The 12,543-nt window shown below is 71.0% G+C and carries 11 protein-coding genes; 3 read left to right on the top strand and 8 right to left on the bottom strand.

From position 1 onward, the window contains the following. Nucleotides 1-106: 106 nt before the first annotated feature. The 6 genes from ABZ919_RS16170 to ABZ919_RS16145 all read right to left on the bottom strand — a co-directional run bounded on the left by ABZ919_RS16170 (nucleotide 107) and on the right by ABZ919_RS16145 (nucleotide 8,016). Nucleotides 107-928 carry a siderophore-interacting protein gene (locus ABZ919_RS16170; RefSeq protein ID WP_361247824.1) on the bottom strand — a complete coding sequence of 274 codons (822 nt, stop codon included), beginning with the start codon at nucleotides 926-928 and terminating at the stop codon, nucleotides 107-109. 10 nt (nucleotides 929-938) lie between these two features. Further along, nucleotides 939-1,982: an ABC transporter substrate-binding protein gene (locus tag ABZ919_RS16165; RefSeq protein ID WP_361247822.1), complete on the bottom strand. Its 1,044-nt coding sequence runs from the start codon at nucleotides 1,980-1,982 to the stop codon at nucleotides 939-941. 358 nt (nucleotides 1,983-2,340) lie between these two features. Beyond that, nucleotides 2,341-3,501: an acyl-CoA dehydrogenase family protein gene (locus tag ABZ919_RS16160; RefSeq protein ID WP_361247820.1), complete on the bottom strand. Its 1,161-nt coding sequence runs from the start codon at nucleotides 3,499-3,501 to the stop codon at nucleotides 2,341-2,343. Nucleotides 3,502-3,506: 5 nt separating this feature from the next. Then, a complete protein-coding gene (locus ABZ919_RS16155) occupies nucleotides 3,507-4,451 on the bottom strand; it encodes a hydroxymethylglutaryl-CoA lyase (RefSeq protein ID WP_361247819.1) in 945 nt (314 codons plus the stop codon). After that, nucleotides 4,448-6,388, bottom strand: a complete 1,941-nt coding sequence (locus tag ABZ919_RS16150; protein ID WP_361247817.1) for an acetyl-CoA carboxylase biotin carboxylase subunit — start codon at nucleotides 6,386-6,388, stop codon at nucleotides 4,448-4,450. Before ABZ919_RS16150 ends, ABZ919_RS16155 begins: the two co-directional genes overlap by 4 nt. An 11-nt stretch (nucleotides 6,389-6,399) precedes the next feature. Then, nucleotides 6,400-8,016, bottom strand: a complete 1,617-nt coding sequence (locus ABZ919_RS16145) for a carboxyl transferase domain-containing protein (protein WP_361247815.1) — start codon at nucleotides 8,014-8,016, stop codon at nucleotides 6,400-6,402. Nucleotides 8,017-8,113: 97 nt separating this feature from the next. On the opposite strand from ABZ919_RS16145, the gene ABZ919_RS16140 reads away from it, so the two are divergent. The 3 genes from ABZ919_RS16140 (at nucleotide 8,114) to tesB (ending at nucleotide 10,911) form a co-directional block, all read left to right on the top strand. Beyond that, entirely contained in the window at nucleotides 8,114-8,713 is a 600-nt protein-coding gene (locus ABZ919_RS16140; protein WP_361247813.1) for a TetR/AcrR family transcriptional regulator, read from the top strand. A gap of 135 nt (nucleotides 8,714-8,848) precedes the next feature. Then, complete coding sequence (locus tag ABZ919_RS16135; protein WP_361247811.1) at nucleotides 8,849-10,006, top strand: acyl-CoA dehydrogenase family protein; 1,158 nt, start codon at nucleotides 8,849-8,851, stop codon at nucleotides 10,004-10,006. Nucleotides 10,007-10,041: 35 nt separating this feature from the next. Then, nucleotides 10,042-10,911, top strand: coding sequence for an acyl-CoA thioesterase II (gene tesB, locus ABZ919_RS16130; protein WP_361247809.1), 870 nt, complete (start codon nucleotides 10,042-10,044; stop codon nucleotides 10,909-10,911). Between the two features lie 565 nt (nucleotides 10,912-11,476). Here the strand turns inward: tesB and ABZ919_RS16125 are convergent. Beyond that, nucleotides 11,477-11,608, bottom strand: a complete 132-nt coding sequence (locus tag ABZ919_RS16125; RefSeq protein ID WP_361247807.1) for a hypothetical protein — start codon at nucleotides 11,606-11,608, stop codon at nucleotides 11,477-11,479. A gap of 100 nt (nucleotides 11,609-11,708) precedes the next feature. Beyond that, nucleotides 11,709-12,497, bottom strand: coding sequence for a phosphatase (locus ABZ919_RS16120; RefSeq protein WP_361247805.1), 789 nt, complete (start codon nucleotides 12,495-12,497; stop codon nucleotides 11,709-11,711). Between the last annotated feature and the right edge of the window lie 46 nt (nucleotides 12,498-12,543).

The following is a 12,543-nucleotide window of genomic DNA, read 5'->3' as shown; positions in this document are numbered from 1 at the left end:
ACAGGCCGTGCATGATGTGAAGGAAGGTGTGGAGTTAGGTTAGCCTAACCTAAGTTTTTTGGATCAAGGCATGCCTCGCCGGTGACCGCCGTCACCCGCAAGGGAGTTACTCCGTGGCGCGCAGCTGTTCCTCGGTCAGCCCCTGCCGCCAGTAGCCGACGAAGGTCACCCGCCGCCGGTCGACCCCGCGCTCATGGACGAAGTGCCGCCGCAGAGCCTTCACCTGTCCCGACTCGCCCGCGATCCACACGTAGGGCCGCTCGGCGAGCGGGAGCCGTGCGGCCCGTACGGCGTCGACGGCCATGGGGGACCCGTCGTGCCGTACGAGCCACGTGATCTCCGCGTCCGCCGCCGTGCGCACGTCCTGGACGTCACCGGCGCGGGGCACCTCCAGCCAGGCCCGGACACGGGTGCCGGCGGGCAGCGACTCCAGGACGGCGGTCGCGGCCGGCACGGCGGCCTCGTCACCGCACAGGACGACGAGACCGGTGTCCTCGGGCGGGCGGAAGCGGATGGCGCGGTTGTCGGCGACCGCCGGGCCGAGCAGCAGCACCCGGTCACCGGGGGCGGCCCGGGAGGCCCAGCGGGAGGCGGGGCCGGCGGGGGCGTGCAGGACGAAGTCGATGTCGACCTCGTCGGGGGAGCGGCGCAGGGACCGGAGCGTGTACGAGCGCATCACGGCCCGTACGCCGTCGGGCAGTTCCCGCCAGGCCTGCCACCACGTGTCGCCCAGATCCAGGGGTACGACGGGCTCCGGCTGACCCGGGTGCGGCAGGAACAGCGACAGGGACTGGTCGCGCCCGTCGGAGTGGAACGCGTGCAGACCGCTCCCGCCGAAGGTGACGCGAACGAGAGACGGCCCCAGCCGCCTCGTGCGTACGACCTGCAGGGAGAAGAATCGGAACGGGGTGGCCACGGCCGTCGTCACAAGGGGCTCCTCAGCTGACCTTCTTCGCCTTTTCCAGGGCCTCGGCCAGCTCGGTGAGCAGCGGCACGCACTTGTCGTACGACAGGATCGGCTCGGGCGACCGGGCGATGACCTGCCCCGCCTTCACCGCCGGCAGCTGCTTCCAGGTCGGCTTGGTGATGGCGGCGGGCTGGATCGCCGATGACCGGTCGTCCATCATGATGATGTCGGCCCGGTACTTGTCGACGTTCTCCCAGCTCAGCGATTCGTACCAGCCGCCGCCCTGCTTCTTCGCGCTCTCCGGCGGCTCGACGAAGTTCACGCCGAGGGCCTTGAAGTACTCCAGGTCGACGGAGAGGTGGGTGCCGGAGACGTAGAACAGCTGGTCGCTCGCGCTGCCGGCCATCACCTTGAGGTCCGGCTTGGCCTTGGCGGCGGCGCGCAGCCGGGCGGCGGCGGCCTCGAACCGCTGCTTCGCGTCCGTCACCTCGGGGGCCCTCATGTCGGCGCCGAGCGACTCGGCCAGGTCCCACATGCGCTGCAGCGGCCGGGTGAGTTGGCGGTCGTAGACGGAGATGCCGATGCCGGGGGCCAGCCGGGCGATCTTCTTCTTCGACTCCTCGGGCACGTACCAGAGCGTGCCCGCGCCGTCGAACATCGTCGTGATCAGCACGTCCGGCGCGAGCGAGGCGTACTTCTCGATGTTGAACTGCCCCCAGGCGTTGCCGAGGACCGTCACCTTGCTGACGTCCATGTCGCCGGCCTGGACATCGGCCTTGCCGTCCTTGGTCGTCGTCGGGCCGAAGACGCCCTTGACCTGGATCCCGTAGTGGTGGAGCGCGGCGCCGACGCCGGTGAACGCCACGATGTTCGCGGGGACCCTGTCCAGGTTCACGGTCGTGCCGCGGTCGTCCTTGAAGGACCACGGTCCGGACCCGGCAGCCTTCCCTGCGCTGCCGGAGCCGCCGGCTTCGCCCTTGTCCCCGCAGGCGGCGAGCGCGGCACCGAGGGCGAGGGTGCCGCCTGCGGCGAGAATGCCGCGGCGATCGGGGTGCAGGGCAGGGGAGTTGGGCATGGCTCGGCTGCTTTCGGAACAGGGCGGGGCGACCCACCGGACTGGTCGAGGTAAGGTTAGCCTAACCTTCCTTGATGCCCCAGAGGTGGGTTGCCGCCCCGGTGTCCGGGGATCGTCCGATGGCGCGGACCGTCCTGATCAGCGGCCGGAGTCGTGCGCGCACGGCCGGCTCGGCCGACTGCGACGGACATGGGTCCGACGTCCCCTCGCGCGGCACCGCCCCGGCTCGGCCGACCTCCCGCTCAGCGTGCCGTGACGTGGCCGGCACCCGGCGCCCGAGCGCAGAGCAGCGGGACGCGGCCGGCGGTACGGAACCGGACCGACCGGCACGGCGCCCCGCTCGGCCGCCGCCGCTGCCTCAGCTCACCAGCCCCAGCTCACGGGCGATCAGCATCCGCTGGACCTCGCTCGTGCCCTCGCCGATCTCCAGGATCTTGGAGTCGCGCCACATACGGGCCACCGGGTACTCGTTCATGAAGCCGTAGCCGCCGTGGATCTGGGTGGCGTCGCGGGCGTTGTCGACGGCCACGGTGGACGAGTACAGCTTGGCCAGGGCCGCCTCCTTCTTGAACGGCTCGCCCGCGACCAGGCGGGAGGCCGCGTCGCGCCAGGCGAGGCGGGCCGTGTGGGCCTTCATCTCCATGTCGGCGATCTTGAACTGGATGGCCTGGTTGGCCCCGATGGGACGACCGAAGGCCTGCCGCTCCTTGGCGTACTTCACCGACTCGTCCACGCAGCCCTGCGCGAGACCGGTCCCGAGCGCCGCGATGGCGATACGGCCCTCGTCGAGGATGCGCAGGAACTGGGCGTAGCCCCGGCCCTCGGTGCCGAGCAGGTTGGCCGCCGGGACCCGGACGTCCTGGAAGGACAGCTCACGGGTGTCGGAGGCGTTCCAGCCGACCTTGGAGTAGGGGGCCGCCACGGTGAAGCCCGGCGTGCCGGACGGAACGATGATCGACGAGATCTGCGGTTTGCCGTCCGGCTTGCGGCCGGTCACGGCGGTCACCGTCACCAGGCCCGTGATGTCCGTGCCCGAGTTGGTGATGAAGCACTTGGTGCCGTTGATCACCCACTCGTCCGTGTCCGGATCCAGGCGGGCGGTGGTGCGGGTCGCGCCCGCGTCGCTGCCGCCGTCCGGCTCGGTCAGACCGAAGGCGCCGAGGATCTCACCCGCGCACAGCTTGGGCAGCCACGCGCGCTTCTGCTCCTCGGTGCCGAACAGGTGGATCGGCATGGCGCCCAGAGACACCCCGGCCTCCAGGGTGATCGCCACCGACGAGTCCACCCGGGCCAGTTCCTCCAGAGCGATGCCGAGCGCCAGATAGTCGCCGCCCATGCCGCCGTACTCCTCCGGGAACGGCAGCCCGAACAGGCCCATACGGCCCATCTCGCGGACGATCTCGTACGGGAACTCGTGCCGCTCGTAGAAGTCGCCGATCTTCGGCGCCACCACGTCGTGCGCGAACTCCTCCACCGTACGGCGGAGTTCCTCCAGCTCGGGGCTGAGACGGTGGTCCATGCTGATCACTGGTCCTTGTGGGAGAGAGCGCGGACGGTACGGGACGGGCTGGGCCGGTCCAGATGGGCGGCCATCCACACGCTGGTGGCGGTCAGACGGCCGAGGTCGACCCCGGTCTCGATGCCGAGGCCGTGCAGCATCCACACGAGATCCTCGGTGGCGAGGTTGCCGGTGGCGGACTTGGCGTACGGGCAGCCGCCGAGCCCGCCGGCCGAGGCGTCCACGGTGGTGACGCCGTGCTGGAGGGCGGCCAGGGTGTTGGCGAGCGCCTGGCCGTAGGTGTCGTGGAAGTGCACGCCGATCATGCTGGTCGGCACGTGTTCCTCGTTGAGCAGGTTGAGCAGCTCGAGCACATGGCCGGGGGTGGCCACGCCGATCGTGTCGCCGAGGCTCAGTTCGTCGCAGCCCATGTCCCTGAGGGCCGCGCAGACGCGGGCCACCTGGTGCAGGGGGACGGCACCCTCCCACGGGTCGCCGAAGCACATCGACACATAGCCGCGCACATGCACGTCCTGGTCCTTCGCCCGCCGCACCACCGGCTCGAACACGGCGAGCGACTCGTCCACCGTGCGGTTGAGGTTGGCCCTGGCGAAGGACTCGGTGGCGCTGGCGAAGACGGCGACCCGGTCGGCGCCGAGCGCCAGCGCACGGTCCAGGCCGCGGTGGTTGGGCACCAGAACCGGGAGCGAGACCCCGGGAAGGCCGCTGACCATCGGGAACAGCTGCTCGGCGTCGGCCAGTTGGGGCACCCACTCGGGGCGCACGAAGCTGGTCGCCTCGATGGTGGTCAGGCCCGAGTCGGCGAGCCGGCGGATGAACTCCGCCTTGATCTCCGTCGGTATGGCCCGCTTCTCGTTCTGCAGCCCGTCGCGCGCACCGACCTCGTGAATGCGCACCCGCGCGGGCAGGCCCGGGGCCGGTACGGCCATGGGCAGTCCCTCGGCGGTCACTCGGCCACCACCTCCTCCTCGTCGTACGGTGCGATCACGGCGAGCACCTGGTCCATGGCGACTGTCGTGCCCGGGGACACGTCCAGCTCGGCGACCGTGCCGGCGTGCGGGGCGGAGATGACGTGCTCCATCTTCATCGCCTCCACCACCAGCAGGCTCTGCCCGGCGGCCACCTCGTCGCCGACGGCCACCTTCACCACGGTGACCGTGCCGGGCATGGGCGCGGTGAGGGAGTCGGCACCGGCGTGCGCGGACCTGCTGAGGGACGCGGCCACCGGGTCGTGGTCCCGTACCTGCCAGGCGTCGCCGTCCCGGCCGATCCAGTCACCGGCCCGGTGGAAGGTGTGGCGGACGCCGTCCAGGGTGACGGAGACCGTGTCCTCGCCGACGGAGGCGGTGCCCCGCGGGGTGTACGTCACCGGTTCCTGCACCCGGAGGTGGAAGGCGGGCGGCTTGGGGGTGCCGCCGAGCCGCCAGCCGCTCGGCACCGAGAAGGGGTCGACCCAGCCGTCCGCGCGGGGCTGGAGCGCCTGCGCGCGCACGGCCGCCGCGGCCTCGTACACCTCCTCCGGTACGTCGGTGGTGACCAGCTCGTCCACCACCCGCTCGACGAGCCCGGTGTCCAGTTCGCCCGCCACCACCGCCGGATGCCCCAGCAGCCGCCGCAGGAAGCCCGCGTTGGTCTGCACGCCCAGCGTGACCGTCTCCGCGAGGGCCGCCCGGAGTCTGCGGAGCGCCGTCTCGCGGTCGGGGCCGTAGGCGATCACCTTGGACAGCATCGGGTCGTAGAGACTGCCGACCTCGGTGGCCTCGCTGAGCCCGGAGTCGGTGCGCACGCCGTCGCCCTGCGGCTCGTCCAGCAGCAGCACCGTGCCGCCCGAGGGGAGGAATCCGCGTGCGGGGTCCTCGGCGCAGATCCGGGCCTCGACCGCGTGCCCGGTCAGCGTCACGTCCTGCTGCCCGAAGCCCAGCCGCTCACCCGCCGCCACCCGCAGCTGCCACTCCACCAGGTCCAGGCCGGTGATGAGCTCGGTGACCGGGTGCTCCACCTGGAGACGGGTGTTCATCTCCATGAAGTAGTACTGCGACGGGTCCCCGCCCGGCACGATGAACTCCACCGTGCCCGCGCCCCGGTACCCGCAGCTGCGTGCCGCCTGCACGGCCGCCTCGCCCATCGCGGCCCGGGTGGCCTCGTCGAGGAGCACACTCGGTGCCTCCTCGATGATCTTCTGGTGGCGCCGCTGGAGCGAGCACTCGCGCTCGCCGAGGTGCACCACGTTGCCGTGGGCGTCGGCGAGCACCTGGATCTCGATGTGCCGGGGCCGGTCGATCCACCGCTCCACCAGCAGCGTGTCGTCGCCGAAGGAGGCGCGGGCCTCGCGGCGGGCGGCGGCGATCTCCTCGGCCAGCACGTCGGCGTCCCGCACCAGCCGCATGCCCTTGCCGCCACCGCCGGCGGACGGCTTGAGCAGGACCGGTGTCCCGATCTCCCGTGCGGCCTGGGCGAGTTGGGCGTCGGTCAGCCCGCTGCCGCTGGAGCCGGGCACCACCGGCACACCGGCCGCCTGCACCGTCTCCTTGGCGCGGATCTTGTCGCCCATGAGGGCGATCGCGTCCGCGGGCGGGCCGATGAAGACCAGCCCCGCCTCCTGGCACGCGCGCGCGAAGCCCGCGTTCTCGGCGAGGAAGCCGTAGCCGGGGTGGACGGCCTGGGCGCCGGTGCGTGCGGCGGCGTCCAGGAGGCGGTCGATGGACAGATAGCTCTCGGCGGCCGGCGCCGGGCCGATCCGCACCGCGGTGTCGGCCTCCCGGACGTGCCGCGCGTCGGCGTCCGCGTCGGAGAAGACCGCCACCGAGCGCACGCCCAGCGAGCGCAGCGTACGGATCACGCGTACGGCGATCTCGCCCCGGTTGGCCACCAGTACTGTGTCGAACACGGTTCCCCTCCTCACATCCGGAAGACGCCGAACTGGGGGTCTCCCAGAGGCGCGTTGGCACAGGCCGTCAGGGCGAGGCCCAGCACCTGACGGGTCTCGAGCGGGTCGATCACACCGTCGTCCCAGAGGCGGGCCGTGGCGTAGTAGGCGCTGCCCTGGCGCTCGTACTGGGCGCGGATCGGAGCCTTGAAGACTTCCTCGTCCTCGGCGGACCACTCCTCGCCGCGTGCCTCCAGCTGGTCCCGCTTGACGGTCGCCAGCACGGACGCGGCCTGCTCGCCGCCCATGACGGAGATCTTGGCGTTGGGCCACATCCACAGGAAGCGGGGCGAGTACGCCCGGCCGCACATCGAGTAGTTGCCCGCGCCGTAGGACCCGCCGACGACGACGGTCAGCTTCGGCACGCGCGTGCAGGCCACCGCCGTCACCATCTTGGCGCCGTGCTTGGCGATGCCGCCCGCCTCGTAGTCCTTGCCGACCATGAACCCGGAGATGTTCTGCAGGAAGACCAGCGGGATCCCGCGCTGGTCGCACAGCTCGATGAAGTGGGCGCCCTTCTGGGCGGACTCGGAGAACAGGATGCCGTTGTTGGCGACGATCCCGACCGGGTGGCCGTGGATGCGGGCGAACCCGGTGATCAGGGTCTGCCCGAACTCGCTCTTGAACTCGGCGAACCGTGAGCCGTCGACCACGCGCGCGATGATCTCGCGGACGTCGTAGGGGGTGCGGGAGTCGACCGGGACGGCGCCGTACAGACCGTACGGGTCCACCTTCGGCTCGACGGACGGCCTCACCTCCCAGGGCAGGGACTGCCTGGCCGGGAGCGTGGCGACGATGTTCCGGACGATCCTCAGGGCATGCGCGTCGTCCTCGGCGAGGTGGTCGGTGACACCCGAGATGCGCGAGTGGACCTCGCCGCCGCCCAGTTCCTCCGCCGTCACGACCTCACCGGTGGCCGCCTTCACCAGCGGGGGACCGCCGAGGAAGATCGTGCCCTGGTTGCGGACGATCACCGCCTCGTCGCTCATCGCCGGGACGTACGCCCCGCCGGCCGTGCACGAGCCGAGCACCGCCGCGATCTGCGGGATGCCCGCGCCGGACATCCGGGCCTGGTTGTAGAAGATCCGCCCGAAGTGCTCGCGGTCCGGGAACACCTCGTCCTGCATCGGCAGGAAGGCGCCGCCGGAGTCGACCAGGTAGACGCACGGCAGCCGGTTGTCGAGGGCCACCTCCTGGGCGCGCAGGTGCTTCTTCACCGTCATCGGGTAGTACGTGCCGCCCTTGACAGTGGCGTCGTTGGCGACGATCACGCACTCGCGCCCGCTGACCCGCCCGATCCCGGCGATCACACCGGCGGCCGGGGCCTGCCCGTCGTACAGCCCGTCGGCGGCGAGGGGCGCCAGCTCCAGGAACGGCGACCCCGCATCGAGCAGCGTGTCCACCCTGTCCCTCGGCAGCAGCTTGCCCCGCGCGGTGTGCCGGGCCCGAGCCCTCTCGCCGCCGCCGAGTGCAGCCGCGGCCAGCTTGGCGCGCAGCTCCTCGACGAGCTCGAGATGGGCTTGTTCATTGGCCCGCCAGGCGTCCGACGCGGGATCCGCCGCGCTCGTCAGCTCCGGTGCCTCGTGCATCCTGCGGTCCCCTCACACGGTGATCGAACCTGTTAATGAGCGTTAACCATTTCCTTCAGGTTAACGACCGCTAACCTCGCTGTCTAGAATTGCCTGCATGGTCACCAGAACCGACGCCCTCAGCCGCCGCGAGCAGATCCTCAAGGAGGCCGCCCGGCTCTTCGCCGAGCGCGGTTTCCACGGCGTCGGCGTCGACGAGATAGGCGCCGCCGTCGGCATCAGCGGCCCCGGCCTGTACCGGCACTTCGCGGGCAAGGACGCGATGCTCGCCGAGCTGCTGGTCGGCATCAGCGGCCAGCTGCTCACCGGCGCCAAGCGCCGCCTGGCGGAGGCCGACGGCCACAGCGGCGCCTCGGCGGTCCTCGACTCCCTCATCGAGGGCCACATCGACTTCGCCCTGGACGACCGCCCCCTCATCACCCTGCACGACCGCGAGCTGGACCGCCTGCGCGACAGCGACCGCAAGCTGGTGCGGCAGCTGCAGCGGCAGTACGTCGAGCTGTGGGTGGAGGTGGTCCGCGAGGTGTACCCGGCCCTGACCGAGCCGGCGGCCCGCTCGGCGGTCCACTCGGTCTTCGGCCTGCTGAACTCCACGCCCCACCTGGGCCGCGCGGGCACCCTCCCGGGGCGGGGGGCCATGGCGGCGCTGCTGCACCGGATGGCCCGGGGGGCGTTCGGGGCGGCGGGGGAGCGGTGATGCGGTAGTTCCGCCGGCCCGAGAAAGGGGACTGGCCGGGGGTGCGTGGCCAAGCTCACCCTGGACGCCCGAGCGTACTCGCCGGTATCTTCGAGTCTGAGCAAGCGCTTAGACAGGTACGTGGAGGTGGGCGGCGTGCGCCGTACGGTGTTCAACGAGGATCACGAGGCGTTCCGGGAGACCCTTCGCGCCTTCATCGAGGCCGAGGTCGTACCCGTGTACGACGAGTGGTTCGCCGCCGGCCAGGCGCCGCGCGACTTCTACTACAAGCTCGGCGAGCTGGGCATCTTCGGCATCAACGTGCCCGAGGAGTTCGGCGGCGCGGGCATGGACAGCCACAAGTTCGAGGCCGTCCTCTACGAGGAGACCGCCCGCGCGGGCGTGCAGTTCGGCGGTTCCGGCGTGCATGTGCTGCTCGCCCTGCCGTACATCAAGATGCTCGCCACCGACGAGCAGAAGAAGCGCTACCTGCCGAACTTCGTCACCGGCGAGGAGATGTGGGCCATCGCGATGACGGAGCCGGGCACCGGTTCCGACCTCGCGGGCATGAAGTCCACCGCCAAGCTCTCCGAGGACGGTACGCACTACGTCCTCAACGGCGCCAAGACCTTCATCACCGGCGGCGTCCACGCCGACCGTGTGATCGTCTGCGCCCGCACCGCCGCGCCGACCGCCGAGGACCGCCGCCACGGCATCTCCCTGTTCGCCGTGGACACCAAGTCCGAGGGCTACTCCGTCGGCCGCAAGCTCGACAAGCTGGGCCTGAAGACCTCCGACACCGCCGAGCTGGCCTTCGTCGACGTCAAGGTCCCGGTCGAGGACCTGCTCGGCGAGGAGAACAAGGGCTTCTACTACCTCGGCCACAACCTGGCCTCCGAGCGCTGGGGCATCGCCTTCGGCGCCTACGCCCAGGCCAAGGCCGCCGTCCGGTTCGCCAAGCAGTACGTGCAGGAGCGCACCGTCTTCGGCAAGCCGGTCGCCCACTTCCAGAACACCAAGTTCGAGCTGGCCGCCTGCCAGGCCGAGGTGGACGCGGCCGAGGCCGTCGCCGACCGGGCGACGGAGGCCCTGGACGCCGGCGAACTGACCCCCGCCGAGGCCGCCTCCGCGAAGCTGTTCTGCACCGAGGTCGCCCACCGCGTGATCGACCGCTGCCTCCAGCTGCACGGCGGCTACGGCTACATGAACGAGTACCCGATCGCCCGTCTGTACGCGGACAACCGCGTCAACCGCATCTACGGCGGCACCAGCGAGATCATGAAGACGATCATCGCCAAGGACATGGGCCTGTAGGCAGTCCGCGATCACTGGCCGGTACAACTGACGATATGAGCCAGGCACTTCAGGATCTCCTCGATCTGCTCGACCTCGAGCAGATCGAGGAGAACATCTTCCGCGGCCAGTCCCGCTCCGCTGTCGTCCCCCGCGTCTTCGGTGGACAGGTCGCGGCGCAGGCGCTGGTCGCCGCCGGGCGTACCGTCCCCGCGGACCGGCCCGCCCACTCCCTGCACGCGTACTTCCTGCGTCCCGGCGACCCCGGCGCGCCGATCGTCTACACCGTGGACCGCATTCGCGACGGGCGGTCGTTCACGACCCGCCGTGTGGTCGCCGTCCAGCACGGCAAGCCGATCTTCCATCTGTCGGCGTCCTTCCAGGTGTACGAGGAGGGGCTGGAGCACCAGGCGCCCATGCCCGCCTCGCCCGACCCGGCGACCCTGCCCACCTCCCAGGAACGGCTGCGCGGTTACGGCCACCTGTCCCCTGAGGTCGTCGAGAGGTTCCTCGAGGCCCGCGAGGCGATCGACCTCAGGTACGTGGAGGAGCCGCCGTACGGGCAGTTCGGCGAGCCGCGCGAGCCGCACTCGCAGGTGTGGTTCCGCACCAACGGCAAGCTGGACGACGACCCGTTGCTGCATGTCGTCCTCGCCACCTACGTCTCCGACATGACCCTCCTGGACTCCGTGCTGCTCGCGCACGGCCGGGGCGGCTGGGCCGTGGGTGATGTCGTGGGAGCCTCCCTGGACCACGCGATGTGGTTCCACCGGCCCTTCCGCGCCGACGACTGGCTGCTCTACGACCAGGAGTCGCCGTCCGCGCACGGCGGCCGCGGCCTCGGCCAGGCCCGTATCTACACGCGGGACGGACAACTCGCCATCACCGTCATCCAGGAGGGCGTGGTCCGCGTTCCGCGTGACTGACAGCGCCTCGAGATGCCGAGTGACGCGTGGGGCATTAATCTCGATGAGTGACAGCCGCAGCACACGGCGTAACCGGCCGGCAGTTTCCGGATACCGGGAACGGCAGATGCCGGCAGCGACGTCCGTGTGGCCAGTCTTCTGCGGTGACACCTGAAGAGTGCGCCGTGTGTTCCCCCTCAGTGAGCACGGCGCCGGCCATCCACTCCGCGTCTTCCCCAGGAAGCCGCGGGAGATGATGGAAACAGAAGGGTAAACCCATGCGAGCTCAGCGCATCAGGCGTTATGTCGTGGCGTCCGCAACCGGCCTCGTGCTGGCCGGCGGAGCCGCGATCGGCACGGCGGGCACCGCTTCGGCAGCCACCACAGAGCAACACACCTACAGTTCGGTCCAGCACGGTAACAACTGGGGTTGGGGCGGCCACCACCGCCGCCACTGCCGCGGCGGCTGGGGTTGGGGCGGCCGCGGCGGCTGGGGCTGGGGTTGGGGCGGCCGCGGCGGCTGGGGTTGGGGCGGCGGCTGGGGTTGGGGCGGCAACGGCGGCTGGGGCTGGGGCGGCAACGGCAACTACAGCGGCAGCAAGAGCGGCAGCAGCAGCAGCAACACCAGCGGCGGCGGCAGCAGCAGCGGTAGTAGCACCAGCAACAGCAGGAGTAGCAGCAGTAGCAGCAGCAGTAGCAGCAACAGCGGTGGCGGCAACGGGCGTTGATGTCCGAACGCCGATCGCAACCACACTGTGCGGCTCCGCTCGCGGGGCCGCACAGTGCCGTGCCGGGGCCGCGCCGCCCCGGCCGCAGGGTCAGGAAAGCCCCGCCTCCGCCAGCAGGTACGCCGTCATGAGGTCGTAGTGACGAGGGCTGACCACGTGGTCGTCGAGCGGTACGACGACCTGGAGGGTGCCCTCGGACTCGGCGAGGAACAGCGCCGGGTCGTTGCTGTCGGCGTATCCGACCGAGTCCAGGCCGTGCTGTCCGGCGTATCCGGCCCAGCCGTGGTCGGCGACGACCAGGTCGGGCAGCGGGCGGCCCTCGCGCTCAAGTCCCGTCAGGATGGCCCGCATCGGCTGGCCGGAGTGGGTGTGCCACAGCGTCGCCCCGTGCTCCAGCACCGCGACGTCCGCGAACTGCATGACGTACCCCTCGTCCGTCTGCAGCCCGTCCGGGATGACCACGATCTCGCAGCCGGCGGCGCGCAACGCGGCGGCCGTGGCCCGGTGGACGTCCAGCAGGCCGCCCGGATGACCGGTGGCGAACAGCACCCGCTGCCGCCCCTCGGCCGCCTTGCGCAGCCGCCCCGCCATCCGCTCCAGCGCGTCCACCGTCAGCTCGGGGTCGATGGTGTCCTGTCCGTACCGGTACTCCGGGTCGTCGTTCACCCCCACGCGTTCGGCCATCACCGCGAGCACGTCCTGCTCGTCCGTCCAGCGGTCGCCCAGCTCCAGGCCGAGCCAGAAGTTGCGGACACCGTTGGCGAGCTGACGGTAGTGGGAGAGGTTGTTCTCGCGGGGCGTGGCGACGTCCCCCGCGATACGGGTCCTCACCAGGTGGTCGACGAGCTGGGCGCGGCTGGGTGTCCCGGATATCGGCATGCCTCCCATTGTGGGGCAGCGCGCTGCGGGCGTCCTCGGCATACCG

It is taken from the genome of Streptomyces sp. NPDC046759 (assembly GCF_040645475.1).
Classification (GTDB): domain Bacteria; phylum Actinomycetota; class Actinomycetes; order Streptomycetales; family Streptomycetaceae; genus Streptomyces.
The sequence above is the reverse complement of the archived record's forward strand: the minus strand, read 5'-3'. Positions and strand labels throughout refer to the sequence as shown.

Bases quoted from the DNA above. Each gene is read 5' to 3' on its own strand.
- ABZ919_RS16140 (WP_361247813.1), top strand. From the start codon at position 8,114: ATGGTCACCAGAACCGACGCCCTCAGCCGCCGCGAGCAGATCCTCAAG.
- tesB (WP_361247809.1), top strand. From the start codon at position 10,042: ATGAGCCAGGCACTTCAGGATCTCCTCGATCTGCTCGACCTCGAGCAG.
- ABZ919_RS16165 (WP_361247822.1), bottom strand. From the start codon at position 1,982: ATGCCCAACTCCCCTGCCCTGCACCCCGATCGCCGCGGCATTCTCGCC.
- ABZ919_RS16160 (WP_361247820.1), bottom strand. From the start codon at position 3,501: ATGGACCACCGTCTCAGCCCCGAGCTGGAGGAACTCCGCCGTACGGTG.
- ABZ919_RS16145 (WP_361247815.1), bottom strand. From the start codon at position 8,016: ATGCACGAGGCACCGGAGCTGACGAGCGCGGCGGATCCCGCGTCGGAC.
- ABZ919_RS16120 (WP_361247805.1), bottom strand. From the start codon at position 12,497: ATGCCGATATCCGGGACACCCAGCCGCGCCCAGCTCGTCGACCACCTG.